This window comes from Nonomuraea sp. MTCD27 (assembly GCF_041950495.1).
Classification (GTDB): Bacteria; Actinomycetota; Actinomycetes; order Streptosporangiales; family Streptosporangiaceae; genus Nonomuraea.
On the sequence record NZ_JBGNUW010000026.1, the window covers coordinates 139,126 to 160,596 of the forward strand.

A 21,471-nucleotide genomic window follows, 5' to 3' on the forward strand; every position below is an offset into this window, starting at 1 on the left:
ATGGCCGAAACCCCCGAAGAGCCCACCTTCCAGCGACTCGGGCCCGTCAACTGGCTGCCCGAGGAGCGCAAGCTCGTCGAGCGGTACGAGGCGGAGGTCACGGAGCTGCGCCGCCGCCTGGAGATCGCCGAGGCCAAGGCCGCGTACGCGAGCTGGAAGCTGGAGGCCACCCAGGCCAAGCGCACGTTCAAGCTGGGCGAGGCCCTGGGCTCGAAGAGCCCGGGGAAGATCGTCGAGGCGGTCCGGTCGAGGGAGCGGGCGCCCAAGCCGCCGACTCCGGTGAGCGAGGCCACGGAGCTGGCGAACCACCGGCCGCCGCGGGTCGAGGTGCCGCCGGCGAAGTGGCCGACCGGCCCGGTGAACAGGCCGGACCTGAAGGTCGCGGTGATCCTGGACGACTTCTCCAGGGCGGCCTTCCGCTACGAGTGGGACCAGATCGAGTTCGGGCTCAAGGACTGGCCGGAGATCTTCGCGGAGAAGCGGCCTGACCTGCTGTTCTGCGAGTCGGCCTGGCACGGGAACCAGGGCCGCTGGCGCTACCAGATGACCGGCACGAACGCTCCCAAGGAGCCGCTGCGCGACCTGGTGGCCTGGTGCCGGCAGGAGGGCATCCCGACGGTCTTCTGGAACAAGGAGGACCCGCCGAACTTCGACTTCTTCATCGACACGGCCAAGCTGTTCGACTACGTGTTCACCTGCGACGGTGACATGCTGCCGAAATATCGGGAAATTTTGGGACACGACCGGGTGGACGTGCTGCAGTTCGCCGCCCAGCCCCGCGTGCACAACCCGATCCAGCAGAACAAGGGCCGCCTGCACGACGTGGTCTTCGCCGGGATGTACTTCCGGGACAAGCACCCCGAGCGCCGCGAGCAGATGGAGACCGTGCTCGACCCGGTCAGGGAGCTGGGCCTGCACATCTTCGCGCGCAACGGCGAGGTGGACGAGAAGTACGCCTGGCCGGAGAAGTACCGGCCGCACATCGTGGGCGAGCTGCCCTACGACCAGATGCTGGCCGCGTACCGGATGTACAAGGTCTTCCTCAACGTCAACTCCGTGCTCGACTCGCCGACCATGTGCGCCCGGCGCGTCTTCGAGCTGTCCGCCTGCGCGACCCCCGTCGTGTCGGGGTGGTCGCGGGCGATCGAGGAGACGTTCGGCGAGCTCGTCCCCATCGCGCGCGAGCCGATCGAGTCGTACAACCAGGTCCTGCACCTGATCAACAGCCCCGAGCTGCGGGCCAGGATGGGCCACCTGGCGATGCGGGAGGTGTTCGACAAGCACCTGTTCTCGCACCGCGTGGACCAGATCCTGCAGGACCTCGGGCACCAGGTGACGCCCAGGTCGCGCTCGATCTCGGTCGTGCTGCCCACCAACCGCGCCGCGCAGATCGAGCACGCGATCTCCTCGGTGGCCAAGCAGCTCCACCGCCCGCTGCAACTCGTCATGGTGCTGCACGGCCTGGACATCGACCCCGTCGTGGTGGCCGACAAGGCTCGCATGGCAGGCATCACGGACGTCGTGGTCCTGCCCGCCGACGCCTCGCTGTCGCTCGGCGCGTGCATGAACCTGGGCATCGCCGCCGCCGAGGGCGAGCTGATCGCCAAGATGGACGACGACAACCTGTACGGGGAGCACTACCTGTCGGACCTGGTCCGCGCGTTCGACTACTCCGACGCCGAGCTGACCGGCAAGGGCGCGCACTACGCGTACTTCGAGGGCAGCAACACCACCATGCTCCGCCTGCCCGGCCTGGAGCACCGCTACTCGTGGCTGGTCCAGGGCGGCACGTTCCTCGGCAAGGCGGACCTCTTCCGCTCGTACCGCTTCGCCGACATCACCCGGGGCGAGGACACCCACCTCGTACGGCGGCTGAAGGAGGACTCCGTCAAGATCTACTCGGCGGACCGCTTCAACTTCGTCTACTGGCGCAGCGCCGACACCTCGATGCACACCTGGCAGGCCGACCACATCAAGCTGACCAGGAACGCCCAGTTCGCCTTCGTCGGCCGCCCCGACGACCACGTCCTCATCTGAGCAGTACGGAGTGACGCCCCGCCGGGGCGGGCCAGGGGCGCCCCGAGCCGTCGTGAAACGACCTATCCCTTGACCCGCGCCAGGTTCTGGTCGGCCAGGTTCGCCAGCGCGTACAGGCCCTGGGGCTTGACCCGCTGGCCGACCACGAGCATCGACATGATCAGCGTGCCCCGCCTGATCATCACCGAGCCGATCTGCGCGTTGTTCTTGTCGCCCACGGCCGTGGTGAGGTAGGCCCGCGACTGGTCGCCCTTGGCCGGCATGTCCAGGGTGCGCGTCTTGTAGGTGACCTGGCTGCCGCCGACGTCGGCCGTGTAGGACGCGCACTGCCGCGGCAGCGGCGCGGGGAAGGCGGCGGACGGCAGCGACACGACCGCCTGCGTGATCGAGCCGCGGGCCGCGGAGAAGGCGATCACCGCGGCGGGCGACTTGGCGACCTCGGGCTTGGCGGCGTCGAGCTGGGCGGCCCCCGCGCACTCGGGGCGCTGCACCTTGGCCTGGCGGACCGCGGCCAGGCCCTGCTGGGTGGACTTGAGCGTGCCGAACGCCCCCAGCTCGGGCCCGTAGGCGACGCTCATGCCCTTGGGCACCGGCAGCAGGGCGGCGCGCAGCCGGGCGGTGTCGGCGGCGGACGCGGACGGGGGCGCCGAGGCGGCGGGCGCCGTGGGCTCCTCTCCTGACGAACATCCGGCAATGACCAGAGTGGTGACAAATACACCGGAAATTGCTTTATGCATGGGGTCTCCATTTCACTCCAGCGGCATTGTGCAAAACGCTAGAGGAAGCGGAGAGTAAGGGGCCGAGTAACGTCGCTATTCGCGGGATTCAGTGGCTTTACGAGGGATTTCCGGTTCGCCACCGTTCGGGGACGGGCTGTTGAGCAGCGACCTGGCCAGGCCCAGGCCGGTGCCGCCCAGCGTGAGGGCCTTGGCCAGCAGTTCCTCCACTCCCTGGGCGCCGTTCAGCACCACCATGTGGTCCACGTTCCCGAACGCCTTCGCGCCCGCCTCGACGATTTCCGGCCAGTTCTCGGCGAGTTGCTGGGCGATGACCGCCTCCTGGTTCTCCTTCAGCGCCTGGGCCCGCGCCCGGATCGCCTGCGCCTCCGCCAGGCCCTTGGCCTGTGACGCCTCGGCCTCGGCCAGGCCCTGCGCCCTGGTCGCCTCGGCGTTGGCCAGCCCGCGGGCCTGCGCGGCCTGGGCCTCGGCCTCGCCGGCGACCTTGGTGGCGGCTCCGGCGGCCTCGCCGCGCAGCCGTACGGACTCGGCCTCCGCGGCGGCGGCCAGCTTGACCTGGCTGGCCTGCGCGGCGGCGCGCAGCTCCGTCTCCCTGGCCTCGGCCTCCGCCTGGGCGATGCGGGCGTCGCGCTCGGCCTGGGAGAGGGTGACGGTCTCGTACGCCCTGGCGTCGGCGGGCTTGCGCACCTGGGACTGGAGCCGCTGCTCGGCGAGCTGGGCCTCCAGCTCGGCGGCCCGGGTCTCCTGGACCACCACCTCCTGGCGGGCGCTGGCCTCCGACAGCGGCCCCGCCTGGCGCGCCGTGGCCTGGGCGCGGTCGATCTCGGCCTGGTAGGCGGCCTCCTTGATCCGGGCGTCGCGGCGGGCGGCGGCCATGTGCGCGGCGGCGACCTGCTCGGCCTCGGTGGCCTCCTGGTCGCGCTGCGCCTGGGCGATGCGGGCGGTGGCGGCGACCTTGGCGGCGTGCGGCTTGCCCAGGTTGACGATGTAGCCGGTCTCGTCGTCGATCTCCTGGATCTGCAGCGAGTCCACGATCAGGCCCAGCTTGCTCATCTCGTCGGCGGCCGACGCCCTGGTCTCGCTGGTCAGGCGCTCGCGGTTGAGGATCAGGTCCTCGATGGTGAGGTTGCCGATGATCGAGCGCAGGTGCCCCGTGAACAGCTCGTGGATCGCGCTGGTCATGAAGTCCTGCTGGTCCAGGAAGCGGCGCGCGGCGTTCGCGATGGAGGCGAGGTCGTCGCCGACCTTGTAGATCACCACGCCGCGGATGTGCACGGGGATGCCCTGCTGGGTGACGCAGGAGACCTGGAGGTTGGCGGCCCTGGTGTCCAGGCGCAGGCGCCTGGACGTCTGGAAGCCGGGCAGCACCGCCGCGCCCTTGCCCGTGATGATCTTGAACCCCAGGCTGTCGATGCCGGCCTCGCCGCGGCGGCGGGCGCCGAGGCCGGAGATGATCAGGGCCTCGTTGGGTTCGGCGACCCGCCACACGGCCTTGAACAGCAGGATGAGGACGACGGCCGCGACGATGACGCCGCCGGCCAGGACGTAGAGCTCGGGGGTCATCGGGGCCTCCCTAGACGAGTGCTCTGGCCACGTACACGGTCCTCGGGGGGAAGTACTCGACCACGACCACGATGGTGCCCGTGGGGAACTCCTCGTCGGAGACGCTGGGATGGGCGTAGAACGCCTCCACCCCGCCCCTGATCGGGATCATGACCTCGCCGACGAGCCCAGGGCCGACTCTTCCCGTGACCCTGCCCTGCTTGCCGATCACCGGACTCCCCCCGTCGTGATATTCCGGACGCTACTCCAAACGTGCATTCGCGGTAATAGGGCGCGCAAAATGTTTCTCGAGGCGCTGCGCGCCCCTGTGCGGCTTTTCTGGCGGCTGCTGATGATCGGCGCCATGAGCTTGACTCCGCGCGACCTCGGGATGGATCTGCCCATTTCCCGCCGGGACTTCTTCGACGGCATCGCCGTGGGTTGCGTGGTGACGAGCGGCGCCTCCGGAAGAGCCGAGGCGGCCCAGGAAGCCCCGGACCCTTCCGAACTCTTCAAAGTGCGCGGGGACGCCGGTGCGGCGCTCAGCGTGCCGCACGCGCTGCGGGACGGCCGCTTCTGGGAGCATGCGGGCCCGTTCGTCCCCACGGGGGAGAGTTACGACCTGGTGGTGGTCGGCGGCGGGCGGGGCGGCATGGGCGCGGCCTCCGAGTGGCTGCGGCGCCGCCCCCGGGACCGCGTCCTGGTGCTCGACAACCGCGACGAGCCGGGCGGGCCCGAGCCGTTGCGGCGGGGGGACCGGGCCGGCGCCGTGATGTGCGACGCGGAGAGCTTCGGCGCGGACGCGCTGGTCGAGGTCTCCTCCCCCGGCTGGGTCGAGCGGCTGCCGGTCGCCGGGGCGGCACGGCGGGACCTGCGCCTGCTGCACGGCGAGCCGCCCGACTGGTTCGCCGGGCTGCCGGCGGAGGCCAAGCAGGAGCGGCTGGCGGGGCTGACGTACTCGCAGTTCCTGCGGGAGGTGTGCGGGGTCCACCCGGACGTAGAACGGTTCTGCCGGACGATGTCCTGCCCCGAGTGGGGGTACGACACCCGGGCGTTCGGCGCGATCGACGCCTGGGGCACCGGGTATCCGGGGCTCTCCGGGCTGGGGCTCGACCGCGACAAGCCGTCCAGGTACAACTCGCCCACCGTGCGGCGGGAGTGGCACGGGCCCGTGGCGCCGGCCGCCGTGCCCGGGCCCGACGGCCGGGTGCGGCTGCGGACGTCCAGCCCGGTGGTGTCGGTGCGCGACGGGGCCGGGGCGGCGACCGTGGGCTACTTCGACGGCCACCAGGTCCTGGCCGTCGAGGCCGGGGCGGTGATCCTGGCCTGCTGGAGCGCGGTCGTGCCGTACCTCGTGCCGGACCTGCCCGCCGAGCGGCTGCGGGAGCTGCGCCGGGCCGTGCGGGTGCCGCTGCTGCGGGCCACCGTGCGGCTGCGCGACCCCGGGCCCTGGCGGCGGCTGGGGGTGCGCCGGGTGCGGTGGACGGGGGCGTACTGGTGCGAGTCGGAGTTCGCGCCACCTGACACCGTGCGATTGCTGGCCACGCCGTGCCGGTCGGAGCTGGGGCCGGACGCGGGCTCGGCGGCGGGGCGGGCGGAGCTGCTCGCGACGCCGTACGACGTGCTGGAGCGGACCGTCCGTGACCAGCTCGCCCGCCTGCTCGGCCCGGTCGGCTTCGATCCCGGCCAGGACATCGCGGCGATCACCGTCCACCGGTGGGGCCACGCGCTCCCGCCGGAGTACTGCCGGCCGTGGCACGCGTTCCACCCCGACGGGCCGTTCCCCGCCGACGCGGTGCGCGGGCGGTTCGGCAGGATCGCGATCGCGGGTTCCGACGCCGAGCCCACCGCCCGCGGCGAGGCCGCGGTCCGAGCCGTGGAGGAGCTGTTCCGGTGAAGCGGCTCTGGTTGCGGATCTTCCTGACGGGGTTCGTCCTGTGGCTGGCGACCGTGGTCGTCACGGCCTGGACCGGCAACTCCAACCTCGTGCCCACCGTGGTGCTGTTCGGCAGCTTCCTGGTGCCGGTGACGTTCGTGGTCTGGGCGTACGGGCGGGGCCGCTCGCCGGTGGTGACGGTCGAGCTGCTGTTCATGGCGTTCGTGGTGGGCGGCGTGCTCGGCGTGCTGGGCGCCTCGCTGCTGGAGAGCCGGCTGCGGCCGTCGATCATCATGTACGTGCTCGTCGGCCTGATCGAGGAGGGCGTCAAGCTGGCCGCCCTCGTCTTCGTCACCCGGCACTCCGTCAGGCGCGTGACCAGGGACGGCGTGGTGCTGGGCGCGACCGTCGGCTTCGGCTTCGCCGCCTTCGAGAGCGCCGGGTACGCCTTCAACGCCCTGTTCACCGCCGACGGCCTGTCGCTGACCCAGCTCGTGGAGACCGAGGTGCTGCGCGGCATCCTGACGCCCGTCGGGCACGGCCTGTGGACCGCGATCGCCGGCGGGGTGCTGTTCGCCGCGGGCGGCCGGATCACCGGCCACGTCGTGCTCGCCTACCTCGGCGTCTCGCTGCTGCACGCGCTCTGGGACTCGATGAGCGCCATCGCCATCGCCATCACGCTCGTGCTGACCGGCCGGCCGTGGCAGTTCGCGCTGCTGCGCATCGGCCGGGTGCCGAACGTGTCGCAGTGGCAGGTGCATGTGTACACGCTGCTGAACTGGGCGGGCCTCATCCTGATCTCGCTGGTGGCGCTGGCGTGGCTGTGGACGCTCCTCGGCCCGAGCCGTCGCGAACGCAGGATCTTGTCCCAATAATCACGGTAATGAACGTCTTCCCCCCACTGCGCCGGAAGCATAAACGGTGCTAGTCTCCTGTGCGATCTTCCGGAGGTGTATTTACACAAGGTGTGGAAATGCCCCCGACTCGAGGTTGGGACATGGGCTCGCGAAACCGGTCAATTCGGTTCAAGATCTTCTTATTGCTGCTGCTACCCCTCCTGTCTCTGAGCGCGCTCTGGGGTTTCGTCCTCAACCTCACCATGGGCGACGCCCAGTCACTGCTCCGCGCGAACACCCTTTACCAGACCCTCGGCGTCACCTCCACCGACCTGGGATTACAGCTCCAGGCCGAGCGCGTACGCTCCTCGGAAGCGCTCACCACGCGTGAGCTCACGGAGGTCCTCGGCGCCCAGCGCGCCCGCACCGACAGATCGGTCACCGAGTTCAGGCAGGCCGTAACCGAGGCCGGCAGCGCCGCCGAAGGCGATCTGCGCCTGCCGCTCAGCACCCTCGACGCGGCCCTCGACCGCCTCGGGACGATCAGGTCGGCCATCGACGGCGGTGCCAGCACCCGCCTGACCGGGCTGAACGAGTACAACCGCATCCTCGACACGATCTTCCTGCTCTACGACCACCTGGTCTCCGTCTCCGACCTGACCATCTTCCAGCAGGCGTCGTCGCTGCAGGCCATGGGCATGGCCAGGGAGCACATCGCCAGGGAGCACGCCCTCATCATCGGCGCCCTGGCCGACGGCCGGCTCAGCGAGCCGGAGACGGCGGCCTTCACCGAGTACGCGGCCTCCCGGAAGTTCCTGCACTCACGCGGCCTGGCCGGGCTCGACGTGTCGCTGCGCAGGCCGTACGAGCAGGTCTTCGCCACCGAGCCGTTCCTCACCTTCGCCACCATGGAAGCGCGGATCATCAAGACCGGCGCGCCGCCCCCTGACGGCGAGTCCTGGCACGAGACCGTCGACAAGCTCACCGCCCGGCTCGACAAGCTCGGCGTGAGCGCCGCCGACACCCTGGCCGCCCGCACGTCGGGGGCCGCCACCGCCACCGTGGTCGAGATCTCCATCGCCGGCGGCCTCGGTTTGATCGCCGTGCTCGCGTCGATCATCATCTCTGTACGCTTCGGTCGTCGCCTGGCCGGCGAGCTGGCCGGGCTGCGCTCGGCCGCGGTCGAGCTGTCGCAGCAGCGGCTGCCCGACCTCGTGGCGCGGCTGCGCCGGGGCGAGGACGTCGACGTGCGGAAGGAGGCCAAGGCGATCAAGGTGAGCGGTTCCGCTGAGATCACCGACGTGGCCAGGGCCTTCGGTTCCGTGCAGCGCACCGCCGTGACGGCGGCGGTCGGCCAGGCCGCGCTGCGGCGCGGGATCGGCCAGGTCTTCCTCAACCTCGCCCGGCGCAAGCAGGGCCTGCTGCACCGCCAGCTCGCGCTGCTGGACGGCATGCAGCGCCGTACGCACGACCCCGACAGGCTGGAGGAGCTCTTCCGCCTGGACCACCTGACCACCCGGATGCGGCGGCACGCCGAGAGCCTGATGGTGCTGTCCGGCGCCGCGCCGGGACGCGCCTGGCGCAAGCCGGTGCCCGTGATCGACATCGTCCGGGCCGCGGTCGCCGAGGTCGAGGACTACACCCGGGTCGCCGTGGAGGCGATGCCGGTCAGCGCGATCGACGGGAGCGCCGCCGCCGACCTCACCCACCTGGTGGCCGAGCTGGTCGAGAACGCCACCATCTACTCGCCCCCTGACACGACGGTCCAGGTGCGCGGCGACCTGGTGAGCAACGGCTACGCCATCGAGGTCGAGGACAGGGGCCTCGGGCTGTCGCCCGGCGAGTACGCGCGGTTCAACGCGCTGCTGGCCGCGCCGCCGGAGTTCGACCTGGCCGACAGCGACCGGCTGGGCATGTTCGTGGTGGCGAAGCTGTCCGAGCGGCACGGGATCAAGGTCATGCTGCGCCGCTCGCCCTTCGGCGGCAGCACGGCCATCGTGCTGGTGCCGCGCTCGATGGTGACCGAGCAGACCGCGCTGGAGGCGGCCGGCGGTGACGGCAAGGCCGCGCTGCCCAGCCGTACGCGGAAGAAGGCGCTCGCGGTCGTGACCTCGGGCACCTCGGGCACACACGCCGGGCTGCCCAGACGAGTGCGCCAGGCCAACCTGGCGCCACAGCTCAAGGAAGAACCACCGCCTGAGCCGGAGCAGCAGGCCGAACGCTCTCCTGATGAGGTACGCGACCTGTTCTCCGCCTTCCAGCGGGGAACACAACGCGCCAGAGAAGAAGCCTCTGAGGAGGGGCCATGAGTAAGGGGGATGCATGAGTGTGCCGACCACCAACACCGGTGAGCTGAACTGGCTGCTGGACGACCTGGCCGCCAGGGTCGCGGCGGTGCGCCAGGCGGTCATCCTGTCGACCGACGGCCTGGCGGTGGGTTACTCCCAGGGTCTGACCCGCGAGGACGCCGAGCACCTGTCGGCGGTGGCGGCCGGGTTCCAGAGCCTGGCCCGCGGCACCGGACGCCATTTCGGCGGCGGCGACGTGCGCCAGACCATCGTGGAGATGGAGTCGGCGTTCCTGTTCGTCACCGCGGCGGGCCAGGGCACCTGCCTGGCCGTGATCGCCGAGGCGAACGTGGACGTCGGCCAGATCGCTTACGAGATGGCGATGCTGGTCAAGCGGGTGGGCCAGCACATCACCACCAACCCGCGCGCTGGGGCGTCATGAGCGATGGCCCGCAGTGGTTCGATGAGGAGGCGGGGCCCGTCGTCCGGCCCTATGCTCTCATCCGCGGCCGCACGCGCTCTTCCGGGGACGCGTTCGACCTCGTGGCGACCGTGCGCGTCGTCGGCGACCCGCCGGACACGCCCGGTCCCGAGCAACAGCTCATCCTGCGGGCGGCACGTGACCCGATCTCGCTGGCCGACCTGGCCGTCGAGCTCGACCTGCCCGTCGGCGTCGTCCGGGTCCTGCTCGGCGACATGCGTGACCACGGCCTCATCTCGGTGACGTCGCCCTCCGCCGGAGGGTCGCGGTCGAATGAGCGCATTCTCAAGGAAGTGATCAATGGACTCCGTGCTCTCTGAGGACCCCGTCGCGCTCAAGATCCTGATCGCAGGGGGGTTCGGCGTCGGCAAGACGACCCTGGTCGGGTCGATCAGCGAGATCAAGCCGCTGCGCACGGAGGAGGTGCTCTCCGACCGCGGGATCGGGGTCGACGACCTCGACGGTGTGGAGGCCAAGACCACCACCACCGTGGCGATGGACTTCGGCCGCATCACGATCCGCGAAGGGCTGGTCGTCTACCTGTTCGGCACGCCGGGGCAGGAGCGGTTCTGGTTCATGTGGGATGAGTTGTCCTACGGCGCGCTGGGCGCGGTCGTGATCGCCGACACCCGGCGGCTGACCGACTGCTTCCCGTCCGTCGACTACTTCGAGCAGCGCGGCACGCCGTTCGTGGTGGCCGTCAACTGCTTCGACGGCGCGAACCAGCACAGCGTGGACGACGTGCGCATCGCGCTCGACCTGGACGACGACGTCCCGGTCATGCTCTGCGACGTACGGCGGCGGACCTCGGCCAAGGAGGTCATGATCACGCTGGTGGAGCACTCCCTGAGGACGCTCACCTCGGCCAACTAGCGGCCCGCAGGCCGTTCTAGAGGGCCCGCAGGCCGTTGATCACCTCGCGGAGCAGACTCTCCGACGGGGTGGCGGCCTTGCCGTGCGAATGGCGCACGGTCACCAGGTCGTGTTCGAGCAGGTCCCCCAGCAGCACCCGTACGACGCCGATGGGCAGGCCGAGATCCGAGGCGACCTCGGCGACGGGCTTGGACCGCCCCGCCACGCTGCTCAGCAGCCGCCGGTGCGGCACGCTCAGCTCGGCCTTGGCCGGGGCGGGCAACCCCGTCGAGACGACGGTCGCCAGCAGGTCGACCTCGGAGGAGGCCGACCTGGTGCGTCCGCGTGCGACCGCGTACGGCCGCACGACGGGCCCCGCCTCCTCGTCAACCCACTCGTGCTCGCGGCTCACGATTGAGATCCCCCATCCTGATCACTTTCCTGCCGCCCGCGCTGCCAGCCGGACTGGAGCGAGGAGAGCAGCGCCCTGGTCTCCTCGGGCGAACGCTCCTCGGCCGGTGACACGGGAGGCGGCGCCTGCTTGAGCCGCTGCGGCAGGCCGGCCTGCCGTTCCCGCTGCGGCAGACCCGTGGGCCGGTCCCGCTGGGGCAGGCCCTGGGTCCGCTCGCGGCGCGGGAGCTGCTGCTGCGGCGTCGGGTCGTCCTGTTGCAGGGCCGGCTGCGGCACGTTCCCGTTCCCGTTGGCGGGGGCGCGCTTGCTGGTACGGACCCGGCGCGGCAGCTCGCCCGGCCCCGTGGTGTCCGTCCGGACGACCGACACCGAGACGGACTCGAACTCCAGCGGCTGCACCGGGGTCGCCAGCGGCTCGACCAGCGTCGCCGGGATGAGCACGATCGCGGTCGTGCCGCCGTACGGGGAGGGTTTGAGCGTCACCCTGACGCCGTGCCTGGCCGCGAGCATGCCGACCACCGCGAACCCCAGCCGCTCCGTCTGCGAGGGGTCGAACTCCGGCGGGCTGGCCAGGCGCTCGTTGATGGCCCGGCGCGTCTCCTCGTCCATGCCCAGGCCGCGGTCCTCGACCTCGACGGCGAAGCCCCGGCCGACCATCTCGCCGTGCACGGCCACCTCGTTGCTGGGCGAGGAGAAGGTGGTGGCGTTCTCGATGAGCTCGGCGAACAGGTGCATGAGGTCGGCCACCGCCGCCCCGGAGACGCCGCACTCGGGCATCGGGTAGACGCGGACCCGCGTGTACTCCTCCACCTGGGCGGCCGCGCCGCTCAGCACGTCCTCCATCGGGATGACGCCGCGCCACCTGCGGCCCGCCGCACCGCCCGAGAGCAGCACCAGGCCCTCGGCGTGGCGGCGCATGCGGGTGGTCAGGTGGTCGAGCTTGAACAGTCGCTCCAGCGCCTCCGGCTCCTCCGTCTGGCGCTGCATCTCGTCGAGCAGCTTGAGCTGGCGCTGCAGCAGCGACTGGCTGCGCCGGGCCAGGTTCCGCAGCGCCTCGGAGACGCCCTCGCGCAGCCTGGCCTGCTCGACGGCCGCGTCCACGGCCGTGCTCTGCACGCTGTCGAACGCCGCCGCCAGGTCGCTGACCTCGCTGGTCGACTTCTGGCTGACCGTGATGGGCGGGGCCTCGGCCGCGATGTCCACGCTCTCGCCCTTGCGCAGCTTGGCCACCACGTCCGGCAGCCTGATCTCCGCCAGGTCCAGCGCGGTACGGCGCAGCGCCCCCATCTCGCGGGTGAGCCGGCGGCCGACCCTGATCGAGACGACGACGGAGAACACGACCGCGATCAGGCCGAGCGCGCCGGCCACGGCGGCCCGTACCACGATGCCCACGCCCGCCGGCTCCATCCGGGCCAGCAGCTTGTCACCGGTGCGCCAGATGGCCTCGCGGTACTCCGTCTGCACCTGCTCGGCGATGCCCCGCCAGAGGTCCACGTCCAGCGGCTGACCGCTGATGTAGCCCTCCAGGAGGTTCTCCATGGTGATGTAGCGCGGGGAGTAGAACAGCTTCTCGAACGGGGCCCGCAGCTCGGTGTCGAGGTTGGCCAGGGCCTTGGGGAAGAGGTACGTCCGGGTGCCGTCGATGCCGGCCAGCAGGTGGACGTCGTGCATGCTCGCCCGGCCGTTCGAGGCGATGATCAGGGCGTGCTCGCGGGCCAGCAGCTCGCGCACCTCGTCGGCGGCGATCAGGCCCTGCGACTGCAGCGCCAGCTCCAGGTCGGTGCTGACGGTCATGCGGGAGTACAGGAGGTGGACCTCGTCGGCGATCTTCGCGTACTCGGTGACGAGGCCGCCCGGGGTGAGCCGGCGCTGGTCCACCTTCTGCCTGATGCCGGGGAGCCGGTCGATCGCCTCGAAGACCGTCTGGAGCTGCGTCTTCATGTCCTGGGTGAGCGCCGACTGGGTGTCCTCGGCCAGCGCCCGCTGCCGCAGCGTCTTGTTGTTGGTGTCCACCTTGGCCCGGGCCTTGGCCAGCGCCTCGGGGTCCTTCACCGCGCCCGCGATCAGTTCGGCGGAGGCCAGGCGCTCGGTCTGCAGGTTGCCGATGAGGCCGTCGGTGTGGTTGATCACACCGGTCCAGATGGTCTCGACCTTGAGCAGGTTGAGAGCCTCCCCCGACGTGGTGCTCGCGGCGAAGCCCCAGAGAGCCACCAGGGAGATCAAGGGGATGACGAGCAGCGTCGAGATCTTGAATCTGATGGATCTGCCCGATGCCATGACACCTGCTCCCGGATAGAAGATCGCGGGAGAGAATAGCACCGAAACAGATGGTTTTAAGATCGACTAGCGATAAATCTGTGATATGTCGGGAAATTTACGGCTGGCGAGGCGCTCCGCCGCCACGCCACCCGCACCAGCCATACCGCCAGCACTCCCAGCAAGGCCACCTCGGCACCCAGGAGCACCCGCTCGACGAGCCCGATCAGCACCCGCTCGCCCGGCATGGCCACGTACGTGATCGCCAGCAGCCCGAACCCGCCCGCCAGCGCCACCCACTCCACGACCCGCGCCACGGGCTTCCAGGCGGCGTCCGCGGCCAGCCTCGGGACCAGCAGCGCGCCGGCGGCCGGGAGGCTCACGAAGGCGGCGATGGAGACGTACCGGTGGATCTGGGCCGTCAGGTCCAGGTCGTGACCGATGGGTGTGGTCGGGATCACCGCGGCGATCACCAGGGCGCCCGACCACACCATCAGCAACCGCTCCGGCATCCCCCGTACGGGCGCCCCCGCGGCCCGCAGCCCCGCCAGCAACGCCAGCGACCCGATGCCCAGCACCGCCATCGCGACCTCCGTGACGCCCCCGCGGTCGGACACGGCGTACTCGCTGATGGTGACGTTCATGGGGTCGAGGTAGGGGTCGGGGCCGAACTGGCCCACCACCACGGCGACCACCGAGAACAGGATCGAGGCGCAGGCGATCAGGGGGTAGAGCCTCTTTGCTGCGGTCATGGCATCACTCTCGCGCCCGCAGGGGGTCTCCCACATCCGGCCCCGGCCCCGACCCGACCCTGAGCCACCCCTGAGCCGTGGGCCGCCACCCGGGGTCACCCGAGTCGCCGCGCGCGGACTGACCCGCCGAAAAGCCGCACCTCCGCCGGAAAAGCCGCACCCCCGAAGGCGGATCAGGGCCCTCGGGGGTGCGTCAGGGGATCAGGGGTCTCAGTCGAGGACGTGCCCCGTGGCGCGGGCGTAGCGCTCGCGGATCCCCGGGACCGCCTCGCCGTCGTAGGTCGACGTGTCCTCGGAGCGCCAGTCGGGCGTGGCCACCAGGGTCGCCGCCTGGTACGCGGCCCCGTCGGCGACGTACTCGGCGGGCGGGGGCACCGCGATCGAGACGCCGAAGATCGTCGGAGCGATGCGGCGCACCGCCTCCGAGCGGGCCGCCCCGCCGATCAGCAGCACCCGCTCCGGCCGCAGGGCCAGCGCGTCCAGCGCGTCGGCCAGGCCGCACAACATGCCCTCGATGGCCGCCCGCGCCAGGTGGGCCGGGGTCGAGGTGGCCAGGGTCAGCCCGTGGAGGGAACCGGTCGCCGTCGGCCGGTTGGGCGTGCGCTCCCCCTCCAGGTACGGCACCAGCGTCAGCCCGTCGGCCCCCGCGGGCGCCTGGAGGGCCAGGGAGCCCAGCTCGTCGAGCCCGACCCCGGCGATCCGGGCGGCGGCGTCCATGACGCGGGCGGCGTTGAGCGTGCACACCAGCGGCAGGAAGCGCCCCGTCGCGTCGGCGAAGCCGGCGACCAGGCCCGCGGGGTCGGCGCTGGGCGTCTCCGCGACCGCGAACACGGTGCCGGACGTCCCGAGCGACACCACCACGTCACCCGGCCGGGCCCCGACGCCGAGCGCGGCGGCCATGTTGTCGCCCGTGCCGGGCCCGATCAGCATCGCGCCCGCCGTGACGCCCTCCGCCGGACCCAGCACCCGGGGCAGCAGCGGGACCGTGCCGAAGGCGGCCTTGAGCAGGTCGGTACGGTAGGCGCCGGTCGCCGGCGACCAGTAACCCGTGCCCGAGGCGTCACCCCGGTCCGTGACCAGCTCGTCGAGGCCGGGCACCGGCGCGCCCTCCCAGGCCGTCACCCCGAAGGGCACCCCGGAGGCCAGCGCCCCCCGCAGCCGCCAGGTGAGCCAGTCGTGCGGCAGGCAGACCGCCGCGGTGCGCCGGGCGTTGTCCGGCTCGTGCTCGGCCAGCCAGCGCAGCTTGGTCACGGTGAACGAGGCCACCGGCACCGAGCCCACACCCTCGGCCCACACCTGCGGCCCGCCCAGCTCCGCCGTCAGGTCGGTGGCGGCCTGCGCGGAACGGGTGTCGTTCCACAGCAGGGCATCGCGTACGACATTTCCGGACTCGTCGAGGCAGACCATGCCGTGCTGCTGACCGCCCACGCTGATGGCGGCCACGCCGTCCAGCCCGCCGGCCTCCTCGATGGCTTGCAGCAACGCGGTCCACCAGTGGGACGGGTGCACCTCGGTGCCCGCGGGGTGCGCCGCGCGGCCCTGCCGCACCAGCTCACCCGTCTTCGCGTCACGAACGACGACCTTGCAACTCTGCGTGGAGGAATCGACCCCAGCGACCAGCGTCACCCACGAACTCCTAACAAGTGCTCCAGCGCAAGCTGGTTCAGATGGGTGAAATGGTATCCGCGTCCGGCGGCCACCTCGGGATCGAAGTCGTCCCCGGCGAGATCGGCCAGGGTCTCGCCGCGGTTGAGGGTGGGCAGCGCGAGCTCCTCGACCCGGGAGGCACGCAGCGCCTCCCGGACCTCCGGATCAGCCCGGAAATTTCGGGCCTTATCCCGAAGTATCAGGTATGTCCGCATATTGGCGGCGGCCGAAACCCACACGTCCGAGGGGTCCTCCGTGCGCAGGGGCTTGTAGTCGAAGTGCCGCGGCCCGTCGTATCCGCCGTGTTCCAGCAGGTCGACCAGGAAGAACGCGCTCATCACGTCACCGTGGCCGAACACCAGGTCCTGGTCGAAGCGCGGCCCGTGCTGGCCGTTGAGGTCGATGTGGAACAGCTTGCCGTGCCACAGCGCCTGGGCGATGCCGTGCACGAAGTTGAGCCCGGCCATCTGCTCGTGGCCCACCTCGGGGTTGAGGCCCACCATCTCCGGATGCTCCAGCTCGCCGATGAACGCCAGCGCGTGGCCGATCGTGGGCAGGAGGATGTCGCCGCGGGGCTCGTTCGGCTTGGGCTCGATGGCGAAGCGGATGGCGTAGCCGCGCTCGCGCACGTAGCCGCAGAGCAGGTCGAGGGCCTCCTTGTAGCGCCCGAGCGCGGAGCGTACATCCTTGGCCGCGTCCGACTCGGCCCCCTCGCGGCCGCCCCAGCAGACGTAGGTGGAGGCGCCCAGCGAGGCGGCCAGGTCGAGGTTGCGCGTGACCTTGCGCAGGGCGTATCGCCGCACGTCACGGTCGTTGCTGGTGAAGGCGCCGTCGCGGAAGACGGGGTGCGTGAACAGGTTCGTGGTGGCCATGGGCACTTTCAGCCCAGTTTCGGCAAGCGCTTTCCGGAAGGCCGCGATCGCCCGGTCGCGGTCGGGTTCGACGGCCAGCAGGTCGTCGTCGTGGAAGGTGACGCCGTAGGCCCCCAGCTCGGCCAGGCGATGCACGCTCTCGACGGGATCAAGGGGCGCCCGAGCGGCGTCCCCGAACGGATCGCGCGCCTGCCAGCCGACCGTCCACAGACCGAACGTGAATCGATCGTCAGGGGTTGGCTCGTACATGGTTCGATGCTCCCCTGGCGATCAGTTGTTCACAAGCACTTGTTCACAAGCCCGAGGGATCGCGCCCCACGCTGATCTCCTCCGCGATCTTGCGGATCTCCGCCACCTCGAGGCCGGGAGCCTTGGGCAGGTGGCGCAGCAACGCGTCCATCACCACGGGCACCGGCTGGCCGGCGAACCGGCCCGCAATCCCGTGAACCGCCCTGAACAGCGCCTCTTCGGTGTCGTGCATCGGCCTCTCCTCGGTCGGGTACCCGGAGAACGCTACGGCCTCGGCACGACAGTTTGCGCGCTAACCCTCCAGCGTGTTCCTGACCGCCGAGCAAATCTCGGCCAACCGCCGCACCTGCTCCGGTGTGAGGACGTCGAACAGGCTCCGCCGTACCTCCTCGACGTGCCCGGGGGCGGCGGCGGCCAGCGCGGCGTACCCCTCGCCGGTGAGCACGGCGAAATTGCTGCGGCGGTCGGAGGGGCAGGGCTCGCGGCGTACCCATCCGCGCTCCTCCAGGCGGTTCACGGCGTGCGAGAGGCGGCTCTGGGAGCTCTGGGCCCGGGCGGCCAGCTCGTTCATCCGCATCGCGCGTCCGGGCGCCTCGGAGAGGGCCACCAGGATCATGTAGTACGCGTGGGGCATGCCCGCGTCCCGCTGCAGCTGGCGGTCGAGCGCCTCGTTGATGAGCTGGGTCGCGGCCAGGAAGCTCCGCCAGGCGTGCTGTTCGTCCTCATCCAGCCATCGGGTCACTCTCCCAATTTAGTTGAACTCTCATATACTTAGTGCCGAGAGACAGTCGAGAGGGGCGAACCATGCCGGTCCAGAGGCTCAATCACGCGGTTCTTTACGTCCGCGACGTGGAGCGCAGTGTCGCCTTCTACCGGGAGGCCCTGGGCTTCGAGGTGGTCATGGGCATGCGCGGCGCCGCCTTCCTGCAGGCCCCGGGCTCGACCAACGACCACGACCTGGGCCTGTTCCAGATCGGCCCGGACGCGGCCCCGTCCCCGGCCGGCCGCACGTCCGTCGGCCTCTACCACCTGGCGTGGGAGGTCGACACCCTCGACGAGCTGGAGCGCGTGCAGGCCAAGCTGACCGAGCTGGGCGCGCTGGTCGGCGCCTCCGACCACAGCACGACCAAGGCGCTGTACGCGCGTGACCCGGACGGGCTGGAGTTCGAGGTTTCGTGGCTGGTGCCGGCCTCGCTGCTCACCGACGAGATCCTCGCCGGCCGCAGCAGCATCCGTCCCCTCGACCTGAACGCCGACAAGCAGCGGTACGGCGCACAGACCCGAGGCGGCGTGGGCGTGTCCATCCCCGCCTGAAGTACCGTGGTCTTATCGACCCCTCCCGCCACGGAGGACTCCACGGCTGACTTCCACGGAGAACGGTCATGCCAAGCGACCCTGACCACGTGCTCGACGCCATCGACGGCGTCGTCGACGAGTGGGAGACACTGAGCGCGGACGCCATGCGCTGGGCGCCTCCCGAAAGCAAGAGTCCCGATTTCATGACCGAGATGACCGAGATCTTCGGTCCGCTCGTCAACGCGTTCTCGCAGGCGCTGCGCCCGGTTAGCGACGCCTTCGACCGCGTAATGTCCTCGATGGAGGAACGCGACGACCACCGCGACTGACCCGCCTCTTCCACCCGTCCCCACGCCTTCCTTCGAGGGAGCGGCGGTGGGGCCCACGCGCTCCCGCTCGGGCGTGCGCCCGAGCAGGACGCCGCCGCTCAAGCGGGGGCGCGGGATCGTGGGCCCGCCAGGCGGCGGGTCACTCAACCCGCCGAGGACCTAGGTGGTGCGGCGGCGGGGGGTCCGGCGGGGGTAGGCCTTGGCCGTCTCCGCCAGCCGCGCGGCGTGCTCGGCCTGCTTGCGCCAGTGCCCGTAGGCGTCACCCCGCTGGGCCAGCCGGTCGAGCTCGCTCATCGTCGCCAGCGGGATGAACGCGGGCTCGGCATCGCGCCACGGCGTGCCGGGCAGCGGCATGAACGTGTGGGTGTGGATGCGGGCCCCCAGGTCGGCCAGGTCGCCGGCGAGCTCCAGCGACAGCGCCTGGTCCGCCTCCGACTCCCCGGGCATGCCGAAGATGAAGTCGACGTTCGGCCGGAACCCGTGCTCGACCGCGATCCGCACGGCATCGCGTACGGGTGAGGTGTCGTGGCCCCGCCCCGAGGCCGCCAGCACCCGGTCGGACCCCGACTGGGCACCGATGATCAGGTTGTCGTTGGCCACGTAACGCTTGAGCAGCCGCATGGCCTCGGGCGTGACGTGCTCCGGCCGCACCTCGGAGGGGAAGCTGCCGAAGAAGACCCGCCCGTGCGGCGGCAGCTCCTCCTTGACCCCGGCCAGCAGCTCCTCCACCGCGTCCAGGTCGGGATCGGGCCCGGGGGAGCCGTAGGAGAGCGAGGTCGGCGTGATGAACCGCACGTCGCGCAGCCCTCTGGCCACCATGCCGCGCACGTGCTCGCGCACGCCGGCGACCGAGCGGTGCCGGAACTGGCCGCCGAACATGAACGGCGTCTGGCAGAAGCGGCACGTGTAGCGGCAGCCACGGGTGATCTCGATCGGCCCGTTCCTGCCCACGAACGAGGGGAACGCGTCGAGCGGGAGCTGCGGCGCCGGCCGGGTGCGCAGCGCGACGCCGTCGGCGTCCTTGATCGCCAGACCGGGGACCGAGGCCGGCGGCTCGTCCCCCTGCAGCGCCCGGACGAGGGAGATGATCGTGGACTCGCCCTCACCGATGCCCGCCAGGTCCCAGCCGGCGTCGATGACCTGCTGCGGCTCGGCGGTGGCGTGCACGCCGCCCGCGATGTGCAGCCCGCGCCCGCCGCTCAGCGACCTCACCGTGGCCAGCTCGGCGGCCATGGCCTCGGCGTCGGGCGAGTAGAACGACCAGAGCACCAGCACCCGGTCGGCGTCACTGGCCAGGATGTGCTCGGCGGTCTCCTCCGGGGTGGTGCCGAGCCGCAGCTCGTGCTCGACCCCGGCGGTCTCCAAGGCGGCGAGCAGCGCGTGCACGCCGTACGTCACCGCCTTGCGATATCGGACCACCACGCTCACTGCCAGTGCCACGTCCGGCAGCGTAGCTCAGCCTTCCGACAGCCGCATCGTGCGCAGCGGGCCCGTGAGCTTGGCCAGCTCGGCGAGCATGGCGTCGGCGCCGGCGTCCATCGCGTCGTTGTGGCGCAACGTGCCGTCCTCGCCCAGCAGCTCCCACACGAACGGGATGTGCACCGCCTCCAGCACCGGGACCATCTTCAGCGTGCTGACCACCTGGCGCAGGCCGTTGGCGGCGCGGGTGCCGCCGGAGACCCCGCCGTAGCTGACGAACCCGGCCGGCTTGTGCTGCCACTCGTAGTGCAGGAAGTCCAGGGCGTTCTTGAGCACGCCGGAGAAGCTGTGGTTGTACTCGGGCGTCACGAACACGTACGCGTCCGCCCGGTCCACGAGCGCGCTCCACTCCTTGGTGTGCGCGTTCACGTACTGCTTCTGCCTGGGGTGGTGGGGCTCGTCGAGGAACGGCAGGTTCACCTCCGCCAGGTCGACCAGCTCCACCTCGTACGCGCCCGAGTCCACGGCCCGGCCGTGGAACCAGTCGGCGACCGCGCGCCCGGTGCGACCCTGGCGGGTGCTTCCGACGATGACCTGCAGAACGGGCTTGTCCATGACTGCTCCTAGAGATCTCGTGAGTAGAGCAACTCAACTTTATTGAGTAGCTCAATATTTCTTATCACACGCTAGGATGTCCTCATGAGCCTGGACCAGGTGTGCACCCGCTTCCACACCGCCTTGGAGCTGATCGGCGCCCGCTGGTCAGGCGCCGTGATCCAGATGATCTTCACGGGCGCTCACCGCTACGCCGACCTCAAGTCGGCCATCCCCGGCATCAACGACACGATGCTGGCCAGGCGCCTGCGCGAGCTGGAGTCCGCCGGTCTCATCGAGCGGCGGGTGCTGCCCACGTCGCCGGTGCGCGTCGAATACCACCTGACCGAGATGGGCAAGGAGCTGCGCCCGGTGCTGGACGAGCTGATGGCCTGGTCGCACAAGTGGATCCCGCTGCCCGACGCCGAGTCCGCCTGATTCGACAGCGCTGTTACATTGGTCTCCGTGATCGGACTGGGGACTTTGATGCGTCACGTCCACGAGCTGATGGACGGCGCCGTCGCCGGCGTCTACACCGAGCACGGCCTGCCCGAATACCGGCCCCGCTTCTCCCCCGTCGTGCGGACGCTGGTCGAGGAGGGGCCGATGGCCATCCGCGACCTGGCCAGGGCGATCGGCGTGACCCACTCGGCGGCCAGCCAGACCGTGGTCCAGATGCGCTCCGCCGGATTCGTCACGCTGGAGAAGGGCGCCGACGCCCGCCACCGCATCGTGCACCTCACCGACCGGGCCCGCGCCGCGCTCCCCCTGGTCGAGGCCGAGTGGGCGGCCACCGAGCGGGCCGTGGCGGAGCTGGACGCCGAGCTGCCGGTGCCGCTGGAGCAGGTGATGACGGCCGCGCTGCGCGCGCTGGAGCGCCGTGATTTCCGCGAGCGCATCGGGGACATCTCCGTCTAGAATCGCTCACATGACCTGGCGACATTGATCCATAACCAGGGGCCGGCGCGGGACGCGCGGGCCTCCGGGGCGACCACAG

At 70.9% G+C, this 21,471-nt stretch carries 23 protein-coding genes; 11 read left to right on the top strand and 12 right to left on the bottom strand.

Annotated elements, in window-relative coordinates; all coding sequences use genetic code 11:
* Entirely contained in the window at positions 1-2,037 is a 2,037-nt protein-coding gene (locus ACBJ59_RS51590; RefSeq protein ID WP_375117334.1) for a glycosyltransferase, read from the top strand.
* Positions 2,038-2,099: 62 nt separating this feature from the next.
* Here ACBJ59_RS51590 and ACBJ59_RS51595 read toward each other — a convergent pair whose 3' ends face one another.
* The 3 genes from ACBJ59_RS51595 to ACBJ59_RS51605 form a co-directional block, all read right to left on the bottom strand.
* Complete coding sequence (locus ACBJ59_RS51595; protein WP_375117335.1) at positions 2,100-2,774, bottom strand: hypothetical protein; 675 nt, start codon at positions 2,772-2,774, stop codon at positions 2,100-2,102.
* A gap of 75 nt (positions 2,775-2,849) precedes the next feature.
* Positions 2,850-4,337: an SPFH domain-containing protein gene (locus ACBJ59_RS51600; RefSeq protein WP_375117336.1), complete on the bottom strand. Its 1,488-nt coding sequence runs from the start codon at positions 4,335-4,337 to the stop codon at positions 2,850-2,852.
* Between the two features lie 10 nt (positions 4,338-4,347).
* Positions 4,348-4,548, bottom strand: a complete 201-nt coding sequence (locus ACBJ59_RS51605) for a hypothetical protein (RefSeq protein WP_364111136.1) — start codon at positions 4,546-4,548, stop codon at positions 4,348-4,350.
* A gap of 132 nt (positions 4,549-4,680) precedes the next feature.
* On the opposite strand from ACBJ59_RS51605, the gene ACBJ59_RS51610 reads away from it, so the two are divergent.
* From ACBJ59_RS51610 to ACBJ59_RS51635, 6 genes are all read left to right on the top strand, one after another.
* Positions 4,681-6,213 (top strand): FAD-dependent oxidoreductase, encoded by a 1,533-nt coding sequence (locus ACBJ59_RS51610; RefSeq protein ID WP_375117337.1) that lies wholly within the window; start codon positions 4,681-4,683, stop codon positions 6,211-6,213.
* Positions 6,210-7,067 carry a PrsW family intramembrane metalloprotease gene (locus ACBJ59_RS51615; protein WP_375117338.1) on the top strand — a complete coding sequence of 286 codons (858 nt, stop codon included), beginning with the start codon at positions 6,210-6,212 and terminating at the stop codon, positions 7,065-7,067. Before ACBJ59_RS51610 ends, ACBJ59_RS51615 begins: the two co-directional genes overlap by 4 nt.
* 164 nt (positions 7,068-7,231) lie before the next feature.
* Positions 7,232-9,337, top strand: a complete 2,106-nt coding sequence (locus ACBJ59_RS51620; RefSeq protein WP_375117339.1) for a nitrate- and nitrite sensing domain-containing protein — start codon at positions 7,232-7,234, stop codon at positions 9,335-9,337.
* A gap of 13 nt (positions 9,338-9,350) precedes the next feature.
* A complete protein-coding gene (locus ACBJ59_RS51625; protein WP_375117340.1) occupies positions 9,351-9,758 on the top strand; it encodes a roadblock/LC7 domain-containing protein in 408 nt (135 codons plus the stop codon).
* Positions 9,755-10,117: a DUF742 domain-containing protein gene (locus tag ACBJ59_RS51630; protein ID WP_375117341.1), complete on the top strand. Its 363-nt coding sequence runs from the start codon at positions 9,755-9,757 to the stop codon at positions 10,115-10,117. The genes ACBJ59_RS51625 and ACBJ59_RS51630 overlap by 4 nt, the downstream gene beginning before the upstream one ends.
* A complete protein-coding gene (locus ACBJ59_RS51635; RefSeq protein WP_364111148.1) occupies positions 10,098-10,670 on the top strand; it encodes an ATP/GTP-binding protein in 573 nt (190 codons plus the stop codon). Before ACBJ59_RS51630 ends, ACBJ59_RS51635 begins: the two co-directional genes overlap by 20 nt.
* 16 nt (positions 10,671-10,686) lie before the next feature.
* On the opposite strand, the gene ACBJ59_RS51640 is transcribed toward ACBJ59_RS51635, so the two are convergent.
* From ACBJ59_RS51640 to ACBJ59_RS51670, 7 genes are all read right to left on the bottom strand, one after another.
* Positions 10,687-11,061 carry a DUF742 domain-containing protein gene (locus tag ACBJ59_RS51640; protein WP_375117342.1) on the bottom strand — a complete coding sequence of 125 codons (375 nt, stop codon included), beginning with the start codon at positions 11,059-11,061 and terminating at the stop codon, positions 10,687-10,689.
* Complete coding sequence (locus ACBJ59_RS51645; protein ID WP_375117343.1) at positions 11,058-13,337, bottom strand: nitrate- and nitrite sensing domain-containing protein; 2,280 nt, start codon at positions 13,335-13,337, stop codon at positions 11,058-11,060. Before ACBJ59_RS51645 ends, ACBJ59_RS51640 begins: the two co-directional genes overlap by 4 nt.
* 56 nt (positions 13,338-13,393) lie before the next feature.
* Positions 13,394-14,068: a DUF998 domain-containing protein gene (locus ACBJ59_RS51650; protein WP_375117344.1), complete on the bottom strand. Its 675-nt coding sequence runs from the start codon at positions 14,066-14,068 to the stop codon at positions 13,394-13,396.
* Between the two features lie 210 nt (positions 14,069-14,278).
* A complete protein-coding gene (locus ACBJ59_RS51655; RefSeq protein ID WP_375117345.1) occupies positions 14,279-15,694 on the bottom strand; it encodes a xylulokinase in 1,416 nt (471 codons plus the stop codon).
* Positions 15,691-16,836, bottom strand: a complete 1,146-nt coding sequence (gene xylA, locus ACBJ59_RS51660) for a xylose isomerase (protein WP_375117346.1) — start codon at positions 16,834-16,836, stop codon at positions 15,691-15,693. Before xylA ends, ACBJ59_RS51655 begins: the two co-directional genes overlap by 4 nt.
* Positions 16,837-16,879: 43 nt before the next feature.
* Entirely contained in the window at positions 16,880-17,068 is a 189-nt protein-coding gene (locus tag ACBJ59_RS51665; RefSeq protein WP_043619667.1) for a hypothetical protein, read from the bottom strand.
* A 60-nt stretch (positions 17,069-17,128) separates the two neighbouring features.
* Positions 17,129-17,578: a MarR family winged helix-turn-helix transcriptional regulator gene (locus ACBJ59_RS51670; protein WP_375117347.1), complete on the bottom strand. Its 450-nt coding sequence runs from the start codon at positions 17,576-17,578 to the stop codon at positions 17,129-17,131.
* 62 nt (positions 17,579-17,640) lie between these two features.
* Between ACBJ59_RS51670 and ACBJ59_RS51675 the strand changes: the two genes are divergently transcribed.
* Both ACBJ59_RS51675 and ACBJ59_RS51680 read left to right on the top strand, forming a co-directional pair.
* Complete coding sequence (locus ACBJ59_RS51675; RefSeq protein ID WP_375117348.1) at positions 17,641-18,150, top strand: VOC family protein; 510 nt, start codon at positions 17,641-17,643, stop codon at positions 18,148-18,150.
* Positions 18,151-18,239: 89 nt separating this feature from the next.
* Positions 18,240-18,461, top strand: a complete 222-nt coding sequence (locus tag ACBJ59_RS51680; RefSeq protein ID WP_375117349.1) for a hypothetical protein — start codon at positions 18,240-18,242, stop codon at positions 18,459-18,461.
* Positions 18,462-18,620: 159 nt separating this feature from the next.
* On the opposite strand, the gene ACBJ59_RS51685 is transcribed toward ACBJ59_RS51680, so the two are convergent.
* On the bottom strand, positions 18,621-19,901 hold the full coding sequence (locus ACBJ59_RS51685) for a TIGR04013 family B12-binding domain/radical SAM domain-containing protein (RefSeq protein WP_375117350.1): 1,281 nt from the start codon (positions 19,899-19,901) through the stop codon (positions 18,621-18,623).
* Between the two features lie 15 nt (positions 19,902-19,916).
* Positions 19,917-20,495 (bottom strand): NADPH-dependent FMN reductase, encoded by a 579-nt coding sequence (locus tag ACBJ59_RS51690; protein WP_375117351.1) that lies wholly within the window; start codon positions 20,493-20,495, stop codon positions 19,917-19,919.
* An 84-nt stretch (positions 20,496-20,579) separates the two neighbouring features.
* On the opposite strand from ACBJ59_RS51690, the gene ACBJ59_RS51695 reads away from it, so the two are divergent.
* Together ACBJ59_RS51695 and ACBJ59_RS51700 are read left to right on the top strand one after the other, a co-directional pair.
* Positions 20,580-20,912 (top strand): helix-turn-helix domain-containing protein, encoded by a 333-nt coding sequence (locus tag ACBJ59_RS51695; protein WP_364111170.1) that lies wholly within the window; start codon positions 20,580-20,582, stop codon positions 20,910-20,912.
* Between the two features lie 27 nt (positions 20,913-20,939).
* The gene (locus tag ACBJ59_RS51700; protein ID WP_375117352.1) at positions 20,940-21,392 is read left to right on the top strand and encodes a MarR family winged helix-turn-helix transcriptional regulator; all 453 of its coding nucleotides are present in this window, start codon (positions 20,940-20,942) and stop codon (positions 21,390-21,392) included.
* The last annotated feature ends 79 nt before the right edge of the window (positions 21,393-21,471 follow it).